The sequence below is a fragment of the Megasphaera stantonii genome, assembly GCF_003367905.1.
Lineage (GTDB): Bacteria > Bacillota > Negativicutes > Veillonellales > Megasphaeraceae > Megasphaera > Megasphaera stantonii.
In genome coordinates this window covers 1,543,031-1,563,655 of sequence record NZ_CP029462.1, presented here as the reverse complement: position 1 = coordinate 1,563,655, position 20,625 = coordinate 1,543,031, and the positions used below count along the sequence as shown (strand labels likewise).

The 20,625-nt window shown below is 57.9% G+C and carries 19 protein-coding genes; 2 read left to right on the top strand and 17 right to left on the bottom strand.

Annotated elements, in window-relative coordinates:
• Positions 1–27 precede the first annotated feature (27 nt).
• Positions 28–960, bottom strand: coding sequence for a LysR family transcriptional regulator (locus tag DKB62_RS07310; RefSeq protein WP_087478578.1), 933 nt, complete (start codon positions 958–960; stop codon positions 28–30).
• A gap of 173 nt (positions 961–1,133) precedes the next feature.
• Between DKB62_RS07310 and megL the strand changes: the two genes are divergently transcribed.
• A complete protein-coding gene (gene megL, locus DKB62_RS07305; protein WP_107195620.1) occupies positions 1,134–2,336 on the top strand; it encodes a methionine gamma-lyase in 1,203 nt (400 codons plus the stop codon).
• Between the two features lie 62 nt (positions 2,337–2,398).
• Here the strand turns inward: megL and DKB62_RS07300 are convergent, their stop codons facing one another.
• From DKB62_RS07300 to DKB62_RS07250, 11 genes are all read right to left on the bottom strand, one after another.
• Entirely contained in the window at positions 2,399–3,415 is a 1,017-nt protein-coding gene (locus tag DKB62_RS07300) for an MBL fold metallo-hydrolase (RefSeq protein WP_240320085.1), read from the bottom strand.
• 52 nt (positions 3,416–3,467) lie between these two features.
• Positions 3,468–3,731: a TIGR04076 family protein gene (locus DKB62_RS07295; RefSeq protein WP_087478575.1), complete on the bottom strand. Its 264-nt coding sequence runs from the start codon at positions 3,729–3,731 to the stop codon at positions 3,468–3,470.
• The gene (locus DKB62_RS07290; RefSeq protein WP_095629063.1) at positions 3,728–4,507 is read right to left on the bottom strand and encodes a TatD family hydrolase; all 780 of its coding nucleotides are present in this window, start codon (positions 4,505–4,507) and stop codon (positions 3,728–3,730) included. Before DKB62_RS07290 ends, DKB62_RS07295 begins: the two co-directional genes overlap by 4 nt.
• Positions 4,507–6,444 (bottom strand): methionine--tRNA ligase, encoded by a 1,938-nt coding sequence (metG, locus tag DKB62_RS07285; protein ID WP_095629062.1) that lies wholly within the window; start codon positions 6,442–6,444, stop codon positions 4,507–4,509. The genes DKB62_RS07290 and metG overlap by 1 nt, the downstream gene beginning before the upstream one ends.
• Before the next feature lie 36 nt (positions 6,445–6,480).
• Entirely contained in the window at positions 6,481–7,326 is an 846-nt protein-coding gene (gene rsmI / locus DKB62_RS07280) for a 16S rRNA (cytidine(1402)-2'-O)-methyltransferase (protein ID WP_107195618.1), read from the bottom strand.
• A gap of 15 nt (positions 7,327–7,341) precedes the next feature.
• Positions 7,342–8,076 (bottom strand): tRNA1(Val) (adenine(37)-N6)-methyltransferase, encoded by a 735-nt coding sequence (locus DKB62_RS07275; protein WP_107195617.1) that lies wholly within the window; start codon positions 8,074–8,076, stop codon positions 7,342–7,344.
• Complete coding sequence (locus DKB62_RS07270; protein WP_087478570.1) at positions 8,069–8,908, bottom strand: PSP1 domain-containing protein; 840 nt, start codon at positions 8,906–8,908, stop codon at positions 8,069–8,071. Before DKB62_RS07270 ends, DKB62_RS07275 begins: the two co-directional genes overlap by 8 nt.
• Entirely contained in the window at positions 8,909–9,898 is a 990-nt protein-coding gene (locus tag DKB62_RS07265; RefSeq protein ID WP_107195616.1) for a DNA polymerase III subunit, read from the bottom strand.
• Between the two features lie 103 nt (positions 9,899–10,001).
• Entirely contained in the window at positions 10,002–10,676 is a 675-nt protein-coding gene (locus DKB62_RS07260; RefSeq protein WP_087478568.1) for a dTMP kinase, read from the bottom strand.
• A gap of 5 nt (positions 10,677–10,681) precedes the next feature.
• Positions 10,682–12,148 (bottom strand): aminotransferase class I/II-fold pyridoxal phosphate-dependent enzyme, encoded by a 1,467-nt coding sequence (locus DKB62_RS07255; protein ID WP_107195615.1) that lies wholly within the window; start codon positions 12,146–12,148, stop codon positions 10,682–10,684.
• Positions 12,149–12,158: 10 nt separating this feature from the next.
• Positions 12,159–12,614, bottom strand: a complete 456-nt coding sequence (locus tag DKB62_RS07250; protein ID WP_107195614.1) for an NUDIX hydrolase — start codon at positions 12,612–12,614, stop codon at positions 12,159–12,161.
• 171 nt (positions 12,615–12,785) lie between these two features.
• Between DKB62_RS07250 and DKB62_RS07245 the strand changes: the two genes are divergently transcribed.
• A complete protein-coding gene (locus tag DKB62_RS07245; protein ID WP_095629056.1) occupies positions 12,786–13,616 on the top strand; it encodes a pyridoxamine kinase in 831 nt (276 codons plus the stop codon).
• Between the two features lie 878 nt (positions 13,617–14,494).
• On the opposite strand, the gene DKB62_RS12590 is transcribed toward DKB62_RS07245, so the two are convergent.
• The 5 genes from DKB62_RS12590 to DKB62_RS07225 all read right to left on the bottom strand — a co-directional run bounded on the left by DKB62_RS12590 (position 14,495) and on the right by DKB62_RS07225 (position 20,466).
• Complete coding sequence (locus DKB62_RS12590; protein WP_157949663.1) at positions 14,495–14,668, bottom strand: DUF5320 domain-containing protein; 174 nt, start codon at positions 14,666–14,668, stop codon at positions 14,495–14,497.
• Positions 14,669–15,125: 457 nt separating this feature from the next.
• Complete coding sequence (locus DKB62_RS07240) at positions 15,126–16,433, bottom strand: L-cysteine desulfidase family protein (protein ID WP_107195613.1); 1,308 nt, start codon at positions 16,431–16,433, stop codon at positions 15,126–15,128.
• Positions 16,434–16,451: 18 nt separating this feature from the next.
• A complete protein-coding gene (locus DKB62_RS07235; RefSeq protein ID WP_107195636.1) occupies positions 16,452–17,711 on the bottom strand; it encodes an SLC5/6 family protein in 1,260 nt (419 codons plus the stop codon).
• A gap of 151 nt (positions 17,712–17,862) precedes the next feature.
• The gene (locus DKB62_RS07230) at positions 17,863–18,537 is read right to left on the bottom strand and encodes a helix-turn-helix transcriptional regulator (RefSeq protein WP_107195612.1); all 675 of its coding nucleotides are present in this window, start codon (positions 18,535–18,537) and stop codon (positions 17,863–17,865) included.
• A gap of 315 nt (positions 18,538–18,852) precedes the next feature.
• On the bottom strand, positions 18,853–20,466 hold the full coding sequence (locus tag DKB62_RS07225) for a gamma-glutamyltransferase family protein (RefSeq protein WP_232818752.1): 1,614 nt from the start codon (positions 20,464–20,466) through the stop codon (positions 18,853–18,855).
• Positions 20,467–20,625: the final 159 nt, after the last annotated feature.

The following is a 20,625-nucleotide window of genomic DNA, read 5'->3' as shown; positions in this document are numbered from 1 at the left end:
GATAGGAAATTCATCCCAGGATATATCCTATGTCCTGACATGGGCTACCTGGCACAGCGATTCCCGCAGGAGGCGGATGTATTCTTCCATTTCCGCGCTGAGAGACATGTTCTTGAGCTGTATCCAGCCGATCGTCATGCCGCCGAATTCCCCTTTGAGGGGAATAGCCGTAATGTCGTCGCTGGCAACGGAAGGAATCAGGCAGCCCGTGCCCAGATTGTAGGCGTCCGTATGGGACAAGATGCTGAACATCGTCGAGCGGTCCGTCACGTAGACGACCTTTTGGGAGCAGATTTCCGGTATGACGAATTCTTCGGAAAACTGATAGGGATCGCCTCCCTGCTCATACCGCACATAGGGATAGCGGGCCAGCTTCTGCACGGTCAGCGATTTCTGCCCCGCCAGGGGATGACGCTTGCTGAGATAGACGTAGGGCGGGAATTTATAAAAGGGGATAAACTCCAAGTTGTTTTTCTCAAACAGCCGGTGCATATACGAGGCGATGAGGTCGGACACATATAAAATCCCGATCTGGCTGTCCTGCACGAGGACGTCCTGTACGACCTGCAGCGTCTTGACCTCCCGAATGCGCGCGACGTAGCCCGCCGCGCCGGCCTTCCGCTGCATGAACCGTATCAGCGCGTCGACGGGGAACATGTAGTGCTGCGACGATACGGACAGATAGATATCCTTTTCCTTAGGCTGGCCCTGAGAGAAATACTCGTAGATGTCGTCGGACGCGTCCAGAACCCGATGGGCAAACTGGAGAAATTTCATGCCGTCTTCCGTAAACGACGCGCCGTGGCGGCCGCGCTTTAAAATCGTAATGTGAAATTCGTCCTCTACGTCCTTAATGGCCTTGCTCAGGCTCGGCTGGGCAATAAACAGCCGGTGGGCTGCCTCCGTAATGGACCCGCACTTATACACCTCCACGATATACCTAAGCTGCTGCAGCGTCATATTTTGTCGCCTCCTCGTTATTCCATAGTTTTTATCTATGGTTTATTGGCATTACCCGATATTATTCAAGTCAAAGTATAGCTGATATACTTTGAGATAGCAAGAGGGCCCGATAAGCCCTCGCCATTCGGATTTATATACATGCCGATAGTATGACAAGGAGGCTGGTACTTATGAAACGAGAAGAATTAATGCAGTTAGGATTTGCTACGCGGGCTATTCACGGCGGAGCCGCGCCCAATACGTTCGGAGCCTTATCCGCCCCGATCTATCAGACGTCGACCTTTGTCTTCGACTCGGCCGCCCAGGGCGGCAGCCGCTTCGCCCTGCAGGAGGACGGCTACATTTACAGCCGCTTGGGAAACCCGACCTGCGCCGTCGCCGAAGAAAAAATCGCCCTGCTGGAAGGCACGGAATCCTGCGTGTCCGCCGGCTCGGGCATGGGTGCTATTTCCTCGGCCCTGTGGACTCTCCTGGGGCAGGGCGGCCACCTCGTAGCCAGCGAAACGCTGTACGGCTGCACCTTCGCCCTCATGAACCACGGCCTGACCCGCTACGGCGTCGACGTGACCTTCGTCGACATGACCGATCTAGACGCCGTGCAGAAGGCCCTGCGCCCTGACACGAAGGCCGTCTATCTGGAAACGCCGGCCAACCCGACGCTGAAAATCATGGATATCGAAACAATCAGCGCCATGGCCCACCAGATCGAGGGCTGCCAAGTCGTCGTCGACAACACCTTCTGCACGCCCTACATCCAGCGGCCCGTCGAATTGGGCGCCGATATCGTCGTCCACTCGGCGACGAAGTACCTGAACGGCCACGGCGACGTCATCGCCGGCTTCGTCTGCGGCCGCAAGGACTACATCGACCAGGTCCGCCTCTTCGGCATCAAGGACATGACAGGCTCCGTCCTGAGCCCCTTCGACGCCTTCCTCATCGCCCGCGGCCTGAAAACGCTGGAAATCCGCATGGAACGGCACTGCGCCAACGCCATGAAGGTAGCCGCATTCCTGGAAGACCACCCGGCCGTAGCCTCGGTCAGCTATCCCGGCCTCAAGAGCTTCCCCCAGTACGACCTGGCTAAGAAGCAGATGGCCCTGCCCGGCGGCATGATTTCCTTTGAGCTCAAGGGCGGCAAGGCCGAAGGAGCCGTCGTCATGGACAACGTCAAACTCTGCAAGCTGGCCGTGTCCTTAGGCGACGCCGAAACCCTCATCGAGCACGCCGCATCCATGACTCATTCGACCTACACGCCGGACGAATTAAAAATGGCCGGCATCAGCGAAGGGCTGGTCCGCCTGTCCGTAGGGCTAGAAAACGCAGAAGACATCATCGCCGACCTGGAACAAGCTTTGAACTTGATTGCAAAATAAGTGTCCCCTCTTCATAAAAAGACTCGTACGCTTCCGTGCAGTACGAGTCTTTTTGCATTCCCTTATACGGGATAATAGCGGAACAATCCGCCCTGCTCTTCCCGGCGCAGCTGGCCGTGATGGAGCAGGTATTCGATGTGGGCTAGGGTCTCGCCCATGGCGAACCATTTCTGCGTCGGCGGGAATTCATGCCACTTCTTGCCGCGCATGGACCAGGTCATATGGGGAGCGATGTCGTAGGCCGTCGAGCCCGGCTGGGCGGCGGCGATGGACAGGACTTCGTTCAGGCGGCGGCGGTGGTGTTCCTTGATTTCGTCGATGCGCCCGACGATGGACGTACTGCCCTTGCGGTGTCCCGGCAGGGCCAGCTTGACCGGCAGGCTCCGCACCTTTTCCAGGCTTTCCAGGTAATGGTCCAACGAATCGCTCATATTGGGCCACACCTGGATGTTCGGCGTAATGTCGAAGAGGATGTGGTCGCTGGTGAAGAAGATTTCCTGCTCCGGCAGGTAGAGGCAGCAGATACCCTTCGTGTGTCCCGGCGTATGAATGACGTGAAAGTCGATGTCGGCCAGGCGCACGACGTCGCCGTCGGCTACGGCATGGATGGGGAAATCGATGCGCGGCGAGTAGCGGCGGGCCTGATTGGTGAACTGGCTCTTGATGTCCTCCGGCGGCATGCCTTCCTTCATGTACGTGTCTTCGATGAACTGCCAGGCTTGTCCGGCGTGTTCGTCGCACAAATAGGTATAGTCTATTTCATTCATGTATACGGGGCAGCCGGCGGCGGTAAACAAGCCGACGAGGCCGCTGTGGTCGCCGTGGAGGTGGGTCAGAAACAAGTCCGTCCGGCTCAGGTCGACGTCCAACTCGCGCAGGCCGCCGCACAAGGCCGCCTGGCATTCGGGCCGGTTGAACCCCGTGTCGATGACCAGGTGGCGCGTCGGCCCCTTGACGACGTACGAGTTGAGGTATTTCAGGGGGTTGTCCGGCAAATCTACGTGAATCTGGTAGATGTCGGGGTTGTGGTACAGCTGTTGGATCATGCCGATTCGCTCCTTTGCAGCAAATAATATCACAGGATATAGCAAGCAGCAGGCTGCCCCGCGGGACCGGCCTGCTGCTTCGTTGTTATTCCGTTACGATTTCCGCTTTGAATACGTTGATGACGTCGGCGTCGGGGCAGCAGAAGACAGCCGTGCCCTCGGGCTGTCCCGGAATGGCGCCGCCATAGCGCAGGATATCGACGTAGGGAAAGGCGACGTGCATCGCCATGGGGCAGAGCTTGCCCCGCTCCGTGTCGTAATCAAAGGTATCGCCGATGCGGTGGCCCCGATGGCATCCGCAGGGGCCCTTCTTATCGATGAGCGTCAGCTTGATCTTCGGCCGCGTCATCCTTCGTCACCGGTGATGCCGAAGATGCGCTTGCCGTTTTCCAGGGTAATCTGCCGCACTTCTTCCGTCGTCATGCCCCGCAGGCGGGCGATTTCGTCGGCTACGTACTGGACGTAGGCCGGTTCGTTCCGCTTGCCCCGGTACGGCGGCGGCGTAAGGTACGGGCAGTCCGTTTCGATGAGGATGCGGTCGATGGGCAGTTCGGCGGCGATGCGCTTGAGCTTCGTCGACTTCGGGAACACCATAGTACCTGTAAAGCCGATGTAATAGCCCATCTTGATGAGCTCTTCGGCCATTTCGAGGCTCCCCGAATAGCAGTGGAAGACGCCCCGCGTCCCCTTGCCGTATTTGCGCAGGAGGTCCATCGTGTCGCCGTGGGCTTCCCGGTCATGAATATCCAGGGGCATGTCGAATTCGAGGGCCATCTTGATCTGCTCGATAAATACTTCCTGCTGGATTTCGTGGGACGGCTCGGGCCAGTAATAATCGAGGCCGACTTCGCCAATAGCCACGACCTTCGGCTCCGTCTTGAGCCACTGGCGAATCTGCTCGAAGCCTTCGGGAGTCGCCGACGCCGCGTCTTCGGGATGGATGCCAACGGCGGCGTAGACTTCCTTGTACTGATGGCTCAGGGCGACGGCCGCCGCAGACGACGGCACGTCCGTACCGGGGCACATCATATATTTCATGCCGGCGTCAAAGGCCCGCTGGATCACGTCTTCCCGGTCTTTGGTATACGAGCCCGACGTAATGTGGCAGTGCGTATCGAACAGCATCAGCGCACCCGGCTTCCCGGCGCCATGCCGTCGGCGAAGACGACCTGCAGGTTGCCATTGCCGTCGGAGGCTGCCAAAATCATGCCCTTCGATTCGACGCCGCACAGCTTCACGGGCTTCAAGTTCGTCACGACGACGACGCTCTTGCCGACGAGGTCCTGCGGTTCGTAGTACTGGGAAATGCCGCTGACGACTTGGCGCGTTTCCGTGCCGAGGTCGATCTGCAGCTTCAGGAGTTTTTTCGCCTTGGGAATCTTATCGCAGGCGACGACCTTGCCGACGCGCAGATCTACGGCGCCGAAATCGTCGATGGAGATTTCCGGCTTCGTCGGTTCCTGCGCTGCCGGGCAGGCCTGGGCCGCCTTCTTAGCCGCTTCGTCTTCAGCGATTTCTTCCTTCAAGTCGTACCGCGGGAAGAGGGCATTGCCCTTGCAGACCTTCGTACCGGCCGGATAGCCGCCCCAGGTCTGGCCGTCGGAAAGGAGGGCCTTGTCGAAGTCAGCCAGGCCGAGCTGTTTCCACATGTCGGCGGCGCTGACAGGGATGAAGGGGCTGACGAGGAGGGCGATGACCCGCAGCGATTCGAGGAGGTTGTACAAGACGGTCTGGAGGCGTTCGGCCTTGGCTTCGTCTTTGGCCAGGACCCACGGCGTCGTTTCGTCGATGTATTTATTGCTGCGGCGGATGAGGCCCCAGACGTCGTTGATGGCGTCGTTGATCTTCATGTCGTCCATGAGGGCTTCAAACTGCTTGGCCGTTTCGACGGCGCAGGCTGCCAGTTCGTCGTCGACAGGTTCTTTGACCGTCGGGCCGGCGGCGACGCCGCCTTCGTATTTTTCAACCATGGCCAGGGTGCGCTGCAGGAGGTTGCCCAGGTCGTTGGCCAGATCGGAATTGATGCGGTTGATGAACGACGGCAGGGAGAAGTTGCCGTCCTGGCCGAGGCGCACTTCCTTGAGCAGGTAGTAGCGCAGGGCGTCGGCCCCGTACCGTTCGATGAGGGGAATGGGGTCGACGACGTTGCCCAAAGATTTGCTCATCTTCGTGCCGTCGACGATGAGCCAGCCGTGGCCAAAGACCTTCTTCGGCAGGGGCAGGCCGCAGCTCATGAGCATGATCGGCCAGATGATCGTATGGAAGCGGACGATTTCCTTGCCGACGAGGTGCAGGTTGGCCGGCCAGAATTTTTCAAATTTTTCCGGGTCGTCGATGTAACCCGCCGCCGTCAGGTAGTTTGCCAGGGCGTCGAACCAGACGTATACGACGTGCTTCGGGTCCCAGGGTACCTTGATGCCCCAGTCGAAGGACGTGCGGGATACGCACAGGTCTTCGAGGCCGCTCTTGACGAAGGCGATCATTTCGTTGCGCCGCGATTCGGGCTGGATGAAATCGGGATTTTCTTCGATGAATTTCAGCCAGCGGTCGGCGTATTTATTCATTTTCAGGAAGTAGGCTTCTTCCTTGACCAGCTCAAGGGGACGGCCGCAGTCCGGGCAGATGTGCTGTCCTTCAGGCAGCTTGTTTTCCGGCCAGAAGGATTCGCAGGGCGTGCAGTACCAGCCGGCGTATTCGCCCTTGTAGATGTCGCCGTTGTCGTAGGAAATCTGCATGAGCTTCTGTACGACCTTTTCGTGCCGTTCTTCCGTCGTGCGGATGAAGTCGTCGTTGGAAATGTTGAGCTTTTTCCAGAGCTGCTGGAAGAGGGCGACGATTTCGTCGACGTATTCGATAGGTTTGACGCCTTTGGCTTCGGCGGCACGCTGGATTTTCTGGCCGTGTTCGTCCGAGCCGGTCAGGAAAAAGACGTCGTCGCCGCGGAGGCGGTGGAAACGGGCCAGCGAGTCGGCGATGGTCGTGCAGTACGTATGCCCGATGTGCAGCTTGGCGCTGGGGTAGTAGATGGGAGTCGTAATGTAATAGGTCTTCTTTTCAGCCATGAGTTCTGTTCCTCCTATACCGGCAAATGAGCCGGCTTATGATAACGTGAGCGCAGCCTGATAGACGCTGCGTTTCGGCGCGCCGCAACGCTTGGCTACGATGCGGACGGCTTCTTTTTTATCGACGCCCTGATCCATGAGTTCCCGGACCTGGGCGGCGTAATCGCCGTCGCCGGCAGGCGCGTCTTCCGAATCGGCCGCCCCGGCGACGAGAATGACAAATTCTCCGCGCGCGCCCTGTTCGGCCAGCTCCTGCGTCACCTGGCTCAAGGGGCCGCGCATATATTGTTCATACCGTTTGGTCAGTTCCCGGCAGAGTACGGCCTGCCGGTCGCCCAGGACGTCCAGGAGCTCCCGGAGCACCGTCTGGATGCGGTGGGGCGCTTCGTAAAAGATGAGCGTCCCGCCGTAGTGTTTCACGCGCTCCAGCACGGGCCGGCGATGCTTCTGTGTCTTGGGCAGAAATCCGATAAAAGTAAACTGCGTCGTGTCCATGCCCGACGCGATGAGGCCCGTCAGGCCGGCGTTGGCCCCGGGCAGGGGCACGATGGGAATACCGGCCTCGATAGCCAGCCGCACGAGGTCGCTGCCGGGGTCGCAGATGGCCGGCATGCCGGCGTCGCTGACCAGGGCCACCATCTGCCCCTGGCGGAGCAGGTCGATGAGCTGGGGCCCCTTTTCGGCCTTGTTGTGCTCATGATAGCTCGTCAGGGGCGTATCGATATCATAGGCCGCCAGAAGCTGCTTCGTGTGGCGCGTGTCTTCGGCGGCGACGACGTCGGCCTCGCGCAGGCAGCGGACGACGCGGTACGTAATATCTTCCAAATTTCCTATGGGCGTCGCGCATAAATAGAGCGTTCCCTTTTGAAAAACTTCAGCCATCGTATCTCCTTTCCCCTATTCCTTGCCGTACATATCCAGGACGGCCCGGCTGTACGAGCCGTCTGCTTCGTGGACGACGAGGGGCGGCAGTACGTCTAAGCCGGCGCTGCCGCCGCGGACGCCTTCGACGAGAAACAGCTTGGCCTTTTTATCGGGCCGGCCGTGAATCATCTGCAGTACCTTAGGCTCTACGTCGTGGCGGCGCATGGATTCCAGTATGTCCGTCAGCCGTTCCGTAATGTGGACCATGCGGAACCGCCCCCGGTATTTCAAGGCGTATTTGACGGCTTCCATCACGTCGTCCAGGGTAGCCGTCTCTTCGTGGCGGGCCCGGCGGATGCCGTCGGCCTCGCTGTAAGCGCCGCGGCTCTTTTCCCGGTACGGCGGGTTGGCGTAAACGACGCTGTAATAGCCGCTGGGCGACCATTCCTTAATGCGGCGGTAGTCGCCTTCGACGATGCGTATCCTGTCGTCCCGCCCGTTGAGAGCCGCGTTGCGGCGGGCGATGTCGGCCATGACCGGATTGAGCTCTACGCCCGTCACGTCCGCCGCGCCGCGGGCCGTCAGGATGAGGGGAATGGCCGCCGTCCCCGTCCCCAGGTCCAGGGCCGGGCCGCACAGGACCGGGCCGAAATGGGCCAAGAGCACCGTATCGATGGAAAAGCAGAACTGGTCGTCCCGCTGGATGAGCTTCATGCCGTCCAATACGAGGTCGTCGAGGCGCTCGTGGGGCCGCAGCAGGTCAGTCATGTTCCACTTCCGCTACGTCGGACCAGGACACGTTGATGGTATGGCCGTTTTCCAGCTGTACCTTGACGGTGTGGTCCTTCATGTGGACCCGCAGGACCGTGCCCGTCCCTTCGTCGGTAATGACCTTGCGGCCTACGGCCGGCGGCTTCTGCTGCTCCGCCTTCTGCTGGCAGCTTGCGCATTTCAGCTCGCCCGACGTGTACAGGGAGTTTTCATAGCGCAGGCAGCACATGAGGCGGCCGCAGATACCGGAAATCTTCGTCGGGTTCAGGCTCATGCCCTGGCTCTTGGCCATGCGGATCGACACGGGCTTGAAATCGCCCAGGAAGGTGGCGCAGCACAGGGGCCGGCCGCAGCAGCCGATGCCGCCGACCATCTTCGCTTCGTCGCGCAGGCCTATCTGGCGCAGCTCGATGCGGGTGCGGAACACGGCGGCCAAATCGCGGACCAGCTCGCGGAAGTCGATGCGCCCGTCGGCCGTAAAAAAGAATATGATCTTGCCCATGTCGAAGGTGTAGTCCACGTCGATGAGCTTCATGGGCAGCTTATGCTTGGCAATTTTTTCCTGGCAGATGCCGAAGGCTTTCTTTTCCCGCTCTTTGTTGCGTTCTACCTGGCGCAGGTCCTTGGCCGTGGCCTTCCGGATGATCGGCTTCAAGGGCTGCACCACCTCGGCCGAGTCGACGCTGCGCGGGGCGATGACGACGGAGCCGTATTCCATGCCCCGGGCCGTCTCGACGATGACGCCGTCTTCCAAATCCAGGGGGATGCCCGTCGGATCGAAATAATATATCTTACCAGCAGGTTTAAATCGTATACCTACTACTATCAACTAAATACCTCCTTTGGCCTGTATGCACTGTATACAGACGTAATCCCATACAAGGCGCGTATTGACGTGGCGGCCTGCCGCTTCCATGCCTTCGTCGAAGGCCCGGAGCATGGCGAATATGGCCTCGTCTGTCCAATAGGTCATGAGCTTCATCATGTCTTCGGTATGCCGTTTCAGCCGCAACAATGACGGCTCGGCGCCGCTGCGCAGCACAGCCATATCCCGCAGGAACATGCCGGCCCAACGCAGCGTTTCTATCGTTTCCGTTTCGGTCATATCGGCGCAGACGGACAGCCACTTGGCGTAGGGGCAGCGGTGCGTCGCCGCGATGCGGAGAAATTCCAGGGCCCGCGCCGCCTCCTCACCCCCGCCGCCGTCCAGATGGGCCAGGACGGACTGGACGATGCCGCCGCCCCAGGCCACGGCCTGCTCGTAGTCGGCAGGCCGGCCGCCGCGCAGGCGAAGGAGCCCTTCCGTCAGCTCCGCGTCGCCGACGGGCTCAAAAGCGATCTCAGCGCAGCGGGACACGATCGTCGGCAGCAGCAGAGACGGCTGGTCCGTCACGAGGATGAAGCAGACGCCCTGCGGCGGTTCTTCCAATATTTTCAGCATGCGGTTGGCAAACTCGGCGTTCATCGTCTCTACGTGGTCGATGATGCAGACCCGCATGCAGCCGACCCGTCCCTGCAGTATCAGGCGGCTTTGAAGCTGGCGGAACTGGTCCACCTTCAGCATCGCCCCCTGCGGCGCTACGTAATAGGCCTCGTCGCCGTCGGCCGCGAAGGGCCCGTCGCCTTTCATGTCCTGACCGGCAAAGACGCGGCGGCCGGCCAGGGCCGACGCGACGGCAAAGGCCATCATCGTCTTGCCGACGCCGGACGGACCGGCAAAAATCATGGCGTGAGGCAGGCGGTCCTTTTCCAGCAGGCGGATCAGCCGCTCCTTGATGGCGCCGTGGCCGATAATATCCTGAAAATACTGCTCGTACATGGCCTGCCTCCTGTCGCCGGAAAAATCATCTTAACTAATTTATTATAAAAAAAAATGGCGGTAAAGTCTAGGTTCACCGCCAAATTCAGCCGTTTCCGGCCCCCTATTTCCACAAGGCCCGGACGGCCTCGTACACGTCGTCGCAAATCGCCTCAGGCGTGCGCATCGCAAGGCCGTCGGCGCAGGCAATGCGCTGCCAGCCGTACCGCTTCGCCAGCACGTCGTAGGCGTCGTGGCACTTCCGCAGGAAGCCTTCGTTTTTCTCGTGGATGTCGCCCGTGCGTCCGCCGGTCTTTCCCGTCCGGCCGGCCATGAGCCGCTCCGTCACCGCCAGGGGCACGTCCAGGAGAACGACCATGTCCGGCTCGGGCAGGCCCAGCTTGCCGAACTCGAAATCCCACAGCCAGTCCAGGTAGGCCTCCTGCGCCGCCGCGTCGTCTATTTTAATCATCTGATACAGCATGTTGCTCGTCGTATAGCGGTCGGCGACGACGATGCCGCCGTCCTGCAGAAACGATTTCCACTGCGTCTGGTACGACGCGAAGCGGTCGACGGCGTAAAAGGCCGAAGCCGCATAGGGGTTGACCCCGTCGGCGTCGCCGCCGAAGTCGCCGCGCAGGTACATCTTGACCAGGGCGCTGGAATCGCTGTCGTAATCGGGAAAGCTGACGGACCGCACCGGCCGGCCTTCCGCCGCCAGCCGCTCGACGAGCATAGCCGTCTGCGTCGCCTTGCCGCTGCCGTCGCCGCCTTCGATGATAATCAATTTTCCTCTCATATCTATTATCCTTCTTTGATCACGCGAATCGTGCCGAGGGTCCCGTCGGCCGGGCCGTTGGGACTATAGCCTCGCGCTAATTTTTCCTTTATATATATCATGACGTCGGCCGTAATCTCTTCTCCCAGCCCGACGGCGGGAATGCCCGGCGGATAGAAGGTCACCGTCTCGGCGGCGACGCGTCCCAAAGACTCGGCAAAGGGCACGGCCTCCGTCTCGGCATTCCAGGCCTCCTGGGGCGGCACGACGACGCGGGGGACCGGCAGGGGCAGCTCCGCCATCCGATGACTGGTTCCTGCCGTCCGTCCCGCTTGTCCTTCGGCGACGCGGCGGCACGCCCGGCACAGCGTCCGGGCCGACTCTTCGTCGTCGCCCATCGTGATAAGGGCCAGCACGTGATTCCCTGCCGTCAGCTCCGCCTCGACGCCCTCCTGCCGCAACAGTTTTTCAGCCTGCCTGCCGTCCATCCCCAAGCCGGAGAAATCGATAGTCACCTTCGTCTCGTCGAAGGCCCCGACGGCGTCGTAGGCGGTGATTTCTGTCCCGAAGGAATACAGGCCGTCTATGCCGTTGAGTTCCGAACGCACCTTGCGGGCCAGTGACACCGCCTGCCCGATGAGTTCCGTCCCATGGAGGGCCAGCTGCCGGCGGGCGCTGTCCAGGGAGGCCAAAAACCAGTAATGGGGGCTCGTGGACTGGACGAGGGCCATGGCCGCGGCGACCTTATCCGTCAGGGGAAAGGCGCGGCGGCAGTGGAGCATAGACGTCTGCGTCAGGGAGCCCGTCAGCTTATGGGTGCTCTGAGCCGTGCAGTCGGCGCCGCAGGATAAGGCATCCTTCGGCAAATCGCCGCAAAAGGGCAAGTGAGCCCCGTGGGCTTCGTCGACGAGGACGAACATCCCCTGCTCATGGGCATAGCGGGCCATTTCCTCCAGATTTCCGGCAACGCCGTCGTACGTCGGGTAGGTAAACAAGACGGCCTTGGCCTGCGGGCAGGCGGCAATGGCGGCCTGCAAGCTTTCCAGATCGGGTCCCAAAGAAATTTGCTCTTTTTCTGCAAAGCGGCTCTCCATGTACACCGGTATGGCGCCGCTCAGTATGAGGCCGCCCATGACCGACCGGTGGGCCTCCCGCGGAATGATGATATAATCGCCGCGTCGGCAGACAGCCAGTATCATGGCTTCAATGCAGGCCGTCGTGCCGTTGACGGAAAAGAAGGTCCGTCCCGCGCCGTATAGGTCTGCCGCCAGCTCCATAGCCTCCTTCAGCGGCCCTTCGGGCTGGAACAAATCGTCCAGCGCATACATCAGCCCCAAATCGCGGCGCAGGGCGTCGCCGAACAGGCCGCGCTGATACGCTGAGCTGCTCCGCCCGCCCTTGTGCCCCGGCGTGTGAAAGGGCGTCATGCCCAGCCGGCAGTAGGCTTCCAGGGCCTCGATAAAGGGAGCCCGTTCCTGTCTCTTTCTATCCATTTGCATCTCCTCAATCGATCGCTAAAAAATCGCGCAGCAGCTCGTAGCTCCGCTCGTAAGCAAAGCCCTTCATCTGCCGCAGGGACCGCCGCAGGGAGCCGTGAATCCGGTAGGTGTGAAACTCTTCCGACGACACCCAGCGATAGGCCAGGTGCTCGTCCGACAAGACGACGTCGCCGCTGTCTGCCAGGGCCGAAAAGATGACGCCGTTTAAAAACTGGCCGTCCCGCTTCTGGTAGCTCCAAATGCCGACAGGCGCTTCGAGATCCACAGTCAGCCCCGTTTCCTCCTGCACCTCCCGGCGCAGGCCGGCTTCGAAATCCTCCGTAAAGTGCAGGCCGCCGCCGGGAAATTCCCAGTGGTGGAGCCCTTCGGCGTCGTTTTTCTGCAGCAGCAGCAACCGCCCTTCAAAAAATACCATGGCTTTTACGCTCAGTCCCATAATTACCCGTTCCTCTTGGGCCATCCTAATTCCTCCATCTCCATGCCAACAGATTTTCTGTTATTATATCATAGGACAGACGCCGCGAGTAGATTGGCCGCAAAGAATACAGAATCGCCCCTATCTGTCTCATTTACTCCTGCCAGATAATGCGGTAAAATGGGTATACAGTTTATGCGAGGAGGCGCGATATTTATGGCAACCAAACGAGTACTTGCAATTCACGACATGTGTTCCTTCGGCCGCTGTTCCCTGACTGCCGCCATTCCCGTCATTTCCGCCATGGGAATCCAGGTATGTCCCTTTCCGACGGCCATGTTCAGCAATAATCTTACCTACGGAAACTACACCTTTTCCGATTTTACGCCCCATATGAACGGCTTTATGGATAAATGGCAGGAGCTGGGCCTTTCCTACGACGCCATCTACAGCGGCTTTCTGGCCGACGCCGGCCAAATCGCCATCGTAACCGACGCCATCCGCCGCTTCGCCAGCGAAGATACGCTGATCGTCGTCGACCCGGCCATGGCCGACAACGGCGTCCTGTACCCCGTCTTTACGCCGGATATCATCACGGAAATGAAAAAGCTCGTCAGCCGCGCGACTATCATCACGCCGAACTATACGGAAGCCTGCCTGCTGCTGGGCACGTCCTTCGACGAAACAGTTCCCAATACCCAGCGCATCCGGGAAGTATGCAGCGGACTGGCCGAGCTGGGCCCGCAGAAAATCGTCGTCACCAGCGTGCCCGCTCCGAACGAAGAAATCAAAGTCGCCAGCTACGACGCGGCTACGGCCACCTTCGACGAAAGCACAACGCCCCGCATCCCCTTCAGCACCTGCGGCACCGGCGACCTCTTCGCCAGCGTCCTGACCGGCGCGACGATGAACGGCGCGTCGCTCCACGAAGCCGTGCTGCAGGCCATGGATTTCGTCAGCTGCGCCATCGAGTACACCTACCGCTCCGGCTCGGACTACCGCGAAGGCGTCCAGTTCGAACCCTGCCTGTCCCGCCTGATACGATAAGGTCGTCCCTGTTTAAGACCGTTATCAGGATATGCATAGCCGGGCGGCGAAATTCCTTGACGAGGATTTCCATAGCCGATATAATAAAGATGAAATAAAAATGAGGCATTACACCGACAAACGGTTATAGCCCCTAATAGTAACAGTAGAAATATACCGCCAACGTTTAGCGACTACGGGCGGTTATTTCTTTTGCGTCAAAAGGACCAAAACGATGATCAACAATAAGAAAATGTTCATATCGTTCATGGGCATCACCCCCATTCATGTCAAATGGATAGGGGCGATATAACCGCCTGCCGTTGTGTATGTAATGCCTGTGGCAATATGATACATATGCCGACGCTAATTTTCCTTGACAGCCTTCTCGCTGCCCGATATCATAAAGATGGAATAAAAACGAGGTATTACACCGACAAACGGGTACAGCCCCTACAATTTTAAGCAAGAAATATGCCGCCTAAGTTTGGGGACTGAGGGCGGTTATTTCTTTTGTAAAGAATTCCAACAAGTGAACAGCAAAACCAGATAAGCTCCTTCTCCGTCTTGCAGCATGACGGGGAGGGAGCTTATCTGGTTTATGCCGCAGGTATGCCGATTTTATATACGCATAGGGGGTATTTTGCAAATATGCAGGGGGTATATGGAAAACGCCGCCATTTCATGTTGAAGGGCAACTACCAACGCAGAAAAGGGGCGTCGGCCCTGCGAAGGAAAGGAGGAGGCACGATGACGAAGTTCGCCCCTGTATAGCAGCGGCAATACACAAAACGAGCAGCGAATTGCACAAAAGCACCGGGCTCAGATACATATACATACCTGAACCCGATGCTTTTGCGTTGTTAGTATCCTAAGAGATGGTTCCCTGTTACACGGAGTTAGTTCTTATCGTTCGTGCCTTCCGTATCTTTATTCTTCAACTGTTCGAGTTCTGCCTTCAGCATTTCGATTTCCTGCTTCATCGCTTCCATCTGCTGTTTTGTTTCATTATCCTGTACAGCCGGAGCTTCCGATGCGCCTTCGCCGACGCGGAAGGTGAGGCCGATCACCATTGAAAGTCAAGTCGCCGGTCACGTTCAAATCGCCTGTTACCGTCGTTCCGTCTGCTCCGACAGATGCGCTGTTATCTCCATGGCTAAGCGACACCGCCGTATCATCGACGTTCAGGCCGCTGTCTCTGCCCCCTCCCTTACCACAGCATAGGGTTCCATCATTCTGATGAATCCATACACGGCTATTGCCCAGCCCCGCCTTCTTCCCTTTCCCTAATTTTACACTTCAAGTTCTACGCCCAAACTAAAACCGACCTTTCGCTGTACTTGCTCTTATCATATCATATATATCCACGCTGAAGTTACGGTAAACCGCCTCGCGGCAGGTTTTAGGTACGATAGTCCCATTTCGCAGCCGAAAGTTGCACAACAAAAAAACACGAGCGGGAAATATCCCAAACTCGTGTTTCTTTGTTATGTATTATGAAGGGTGTAAGGTATCAGTTACTCTGCCAGATTAGCAGCCTTTGTTTTTGTGGAGCATGATGTTGAGGATTTCGTCGTCCGTTACTTTCATGCCGTGGCAGGCCAGGCAGCCTACGTTGCGGACGCATTCGTCTACATCGTGCGCTACGAGGCCGTCGTCGCCGCCGACGCGGATGTTGTCGAGGGCCAGCATGACGGAGCGGTATGCCGACGATACGGCCGTGACGACCTTCATGGAGCAGCTGTTGGCCGCGCCGTCGCAGACCATGCCGATGGCGTCGCCGGTCATGCTGCAGATGGCGTTGCTGATGGTCTGTTCAGCGTGTTCTCTGTCGAGGAGCCAGGCCATACCCGACGCCGAGCCCATCGATGCCGTCAGGGTCGCGCACAGGGCGGACAGCTTCGGCAGGAAGGAATGGGTGTAAATGGCCATCATGTGGGACAAGACCATAGCGCGGAGGCGGTCTTCGTCGTTGGCTTTGACGTAGTCCGCTACGACGACGACAGGTTCCGTCGCCGAAATGCCCTGGTTGCCCGAGCCGGAGTTGGTCATGGCCGGCAGGGGAGCGCCGCCCATGCGGGCGTCCGATGCAGCGACCGTGCGGATGACGACTTCGTTCATCAGGTCTTTGCCGACGAGGCCTTTTTCCTGCTTGCGCTGGAGGGCGCAGCCGATTGCCAGGCCGTATTTGCCCGTCAGGCCTTCTTTGGAAAGAGCGTCGTTCAGGGCTTCGGCCTGCTTCATGAAATCGACCTGTTCCAGGGGAACGTTTTCGGCGAATTCGATGATTTCTTTCACGGACAAGCCGTTGAGGAAGGCGTTCTTTTCTTCCAGGCTGTTGTCTTCGGCCTGTTCGGCATTGAAAATCACTTCGCCGTCTTTTTCAATGCGGATGACGTTGGTGTGGGAATCGGCAATGCAGGCTTTGACGCTGTGTTCCTTGCCTTTTACCAGGGCTTCAGAGTAGAGGACGTTGGGAACTTCACGGGCGATGCCGACCGTGACGAGGCCCGTGTCTACCATCTGCTTGCCGGCTTCGATGATGTCGGCAGGAATGCCGTTGAGAACCTGCAGGTCCTTAGACGGGTCGCCGCCCAAAGCGCCGACAGCTGCGGCAATATACAAGCCGGGACGGCCTGTACCGGGCACCATGACGCCCATACCGTTTTTCATAAGGTTCGCCGATACGCGGGCTTCGATGGACTGAACCGGTTCGCCCAGTTCGCGGGCAGCCGTAGCCGCAGCGAAGGCCAACGATACCGGCTCCGTACATCCCGTTGCCGGAACGACGTCGGTTTTCATAATTTCAATCATTCTTTCCCATTTTGCGTTTGTCATACTATCATGCGCTCCTTTTTACGAAAATGCCAAGAACGGAGAAATAACTAACAATAAGCCTGTGAAGATGATGATTTTCAGGCTGAGATCCTTAAACTGATGCAGCATCGGCACTTTGTAAACTAAGTAAGCCGGAATCAGGCAGCCGACGAGGCCGAAGATAGGACTGCAGATAGACGTAAAGCTGAGAACCGGTGCGTTGAGAACGATAGCGCCCCAGGATACGAGAACGGCGAAAATGAGGATGCCGAATTTCAAAGCGCCTTTGTTGATGCGTTCTTCCGGCATCATGCGGCGCAGGCAGTTGAGGGCAATGCCGTGGCAGGCTTCGCGGAAGCCGAGGAATACGCTGAAGTATGCCGTCATAACGGCGAAGATGTTCAGGATCAGGCTCATGATGCGGACGGAGTTGCCTTCAAAGCCCTGTGCGGCCATAGCCAGGGAGGAAATATTCTTGGAGTACGCTTCAACGGCCTGGTCGTGACCCATGGCGAGGTTGAAGGAAATGGCATAGAAGAATACGACGACAAAGAGGATGCCGAAGGCGATGTTCATCGCGCGGATCGCCTTGTAGCGGGCGACTTCGATAGACTTGTTATGAGCGCGGTAGGAAATAACCATGGGGCTCAGGCTCTGGATGAACAGGATAGACGTCAGCGTGAAGGGCAGCATGATGATCGTCTGCTTGATGAGGTATTCAAAGTCGGGGAAGGAGCCGAAGTTGGCCAAATCCCAGTGCTGTACCATGATGACGCCCAGGACGGCGATAACGCCGATTTTCGTCAGAACCATGCCCGTAGACAGCTTGAAGAGCAGCTTTTCGCCGCGGGAAGCCAGGGCTACGAGGATGCAGATAATGGCCAAGCCATAGAAGGGGTTATCCGAAAGGACCGTGTCCGTCACGCCGAAGGTATGGAGGAAGGACGCGCTGTCGTTGGTAATCGCCGTAGAATATACGAATACCCAGATAACCAGCATGATGAAGTACAATACGCCGAGGAAGAAGCCCCAGTTCTTGCCGAGGTAGCCGGCGATGATGCTGGGATAGTCTTCCGCTTTTTCCGCGGCAGCCAAGGTATTAATAAATAATTTCTGGAACAAATACATGGCCGGATAGCCGATGACCGAAGATAACAAATAAATCCAAATCCCGGCGATACCTACCTGTACGGGGAGAAATACGATACCGGCGCCGATAGCCATGCCGATACTCATAATGACCCAGCCCCAGTCGGTGCCGTCAAACTTAATCGCTTCTTTCCATTCCGCTTCCGTCATGCCAGCTTTCTGGGCGTGAGTCAACTTCGTTGTTGCCATGTTAAAAATCCATCTCCTTTACAAAATATATGACAAAAATATAAATAAATACCGGCTTCGTCCCCTATTCCAAATCCGATACATTAAACCAGTTTCAAATCAGCTCGTCCGCTTATTCTTCCCGGCGGATACGCTGCAAATACCGATATACCGTCGGCTCCGATACTTCCAGCCTCTCGGCCAGGGCCGAAATCCCGCCCTTGAGCAGGAACAGGCCGTCCTCATTCAAATCATGGCTGACCTGAATGCGTTCTTTCATGGACAGGCGCTTCGGCTCTACGGGATATTCCGCCAGCCGCTTGTCGATCATGCTCTCGATGGCGTCGCCGGCGTTTTTATACAAATTCTCGACGGCGTCGGCAGGCACGGCGTCTTCGTGGCTTGCCGGAAGGAATTCTTCCAGCTTCAGGCCTTTAAGGATTTCCTTATCGATGATCTCCCGGGCCGTAATATAGGGCTGCACGTCGTAGTTCAGACACAGCACGCCGATGATCGAGCCTTCGTCGCTTCGGATAAAATAAGAAGATGAGCGAAACAGATGACCCGTACTTCCCTTGCCGTGGTAATTGACGACGTACTGCGTCTGTTCCTTGTCGCCCTGGCGAAGGAGCTTCAGCACCATGTCGGTCAGCGAGCCGCCGATACTGCGTCCGCTTAGATGTCCATTCGCAATAGCCACGATAGAATGTTCCGGATTGCTTACATCATGTAATACTACTTCACAATGTTCCCCTAAGGCTTTTCCCAAAAATTCTACTAATGGTATATAGGTCTCTAATTTTCTCATGTCGTCCCCTCCTTTCTTATTTCGATAAGATTTTATCATCGCAATAAAATTTTTGCAATGTCTTTTGCAAAAAATATTTGCCGTATACTAAAATCGCAATTATATCCCATAAGTAATGCATTTACAGTATATTTTGTCCCTTCCAAACATGACAAAAAGACTGACAGAATACAAATGCATCCGATTCTGTCAGTCTTGGTAATGGGGTTATATGCCTAATTTTTTATCGTCATGCAAAAATCTTATTCGTGAAAAATATTACAAATAAAAATTTGCCCTTTCATGGAATTCACAGTATTCCAAAAATCCCAGCAGCTACCAGGCAGCGACGACGCCGTCGGCCCGGGGTTCTGTCGCTCCCATGAGGACGCCTTCGTCGTTTCGCCAGATGATCTGGCCCCGTCCGTACGAAATGATGTTGGGATTGACGACGACGTCGTGTCCCCTGGCCCGCAGGCCTTCTACGATTTCAGACGGAATAGCCGGCTCTACTTCGATGCGCTTGCCGCCGACCCACTGCCAGCGCGGCGCGTCGAGGGCCGCCTGGGGATTGAGGTGGTAATCGATGGTGTTCATGAGGACCTGCATCTGGCCCTGAGGCTGCATGAACCCGCCCATGACGCCGAAGGGGCCTATGGGCTCGCCGTCTTTGGTCAGGAAGCCGGGAATGATCGTGTGGTACGATTTCTTGCGCGGGCCGACGCAGTTGTCGCTGCTGCGATCCATACTGAAATTGCTGCCCCGGTCGTTCAGGGCGATGCCCCGGCCGGGAATGACGATGCCCGATCCGAAGCCGTCGAAGTTGCTCTGAATATACGATACCATATTGCCTTCTTCGTCGGCAGCGCACAGGTAGACCGTGCCGCCGTTGTTGGCATCTGTCGGCGTCGGCAGCACCGCTTCCTCGCCGATGAGGCTGCGGCGCATGTCGGCGTATGCATCGGACAGCCAGTAGGACACGTCGGTCTTCATGAACCGCGGGTCGGCGATGTACTGGCGGCCATCCGTAAAGGCCAGCTTCATGGCTTCGATCTGCCGGTGGAAGGACTCGACCGTATCCCGCTCAGCAAAATCGAAACCCTTGGCGATGTTCATGGCCATCAGCACGACCAGGCCGTGGCCGTTGGGCGGAATCTCCCAGACGTCGTAGCCCCGGTAATTCGTATGGATGGGCTCAACCCACTGGGGCGCATAGGCTGCCAAATCCTCTTTGCGCATATAGCCGCCGGTCCGGCGCGACCAGTCGTCTATGGCGTCGGCCAGCTCGCCATCGTACAATGCCCGGCAGCGCGTGTCGCGGAGCAGGCGCAGCGACGCGGCATGATCGGGAAGGCGCAGGATGTCTCCGGCCTGGGCCGGCCGCCCTTGCGGGAAAAAGGTGGAAAACAGCCCGGAAAAGGCCTCGTCCTCCCGGTAAGGCGCAAAGCTTTCCCAGCTTTCAGCCAGCATGGCCGCCAAATTCGGCATGACGGCATAGCCGTGTTCAGCGTAATAGATGGCCGGCTCAAAGAGAGCTTCAAAGGGCAGCTTGCCGAACTGCTCGTGGATTTCAGCCCACGCCGCCGGTGCGCCCGGTACCATGACCGGCGTCCAGCCCCGGTGCGGCACGGCGGCGCAGCCTTTGTCATGCAGGTCCTCCCACGTCAGCCCCTGAGGCGACCAGCCGCTGCCGTTCAGGCCGTGGAGCTTGCCTTTCGTCCAGATGAGGGCAAAGGCATCGCTGCCCAGGCCGTTGCTCGTCGGCTCCAGGACGACTAAGCTGATCGCCGTCGCCAAGGCGGCGTCCACGGCGTTGCCTCCCTGCTTGAGCATATCGAGGCCCGCCTGGGCGGCCAGCGTCTGAGACGTGCATACCATGCCGCGGCGGCCGTATACGACTTCCCGGCGCGAAGCGTAGGGATACCAGGCCGCGTCAAATTGCATGTTCATAGTCATTCCTCCCCTGCGATACTCTTTATTTCACTATATTATTATGGTTCGACAAGGAAAAGCCAACTCCTCTCCTGCCGCCGCCATGTTTTCTCTGTAAAATTTTTTTACAAATCCCCCCTTCCCGTCTTCACTTGCGAATCGTTTCTGGCTATAATA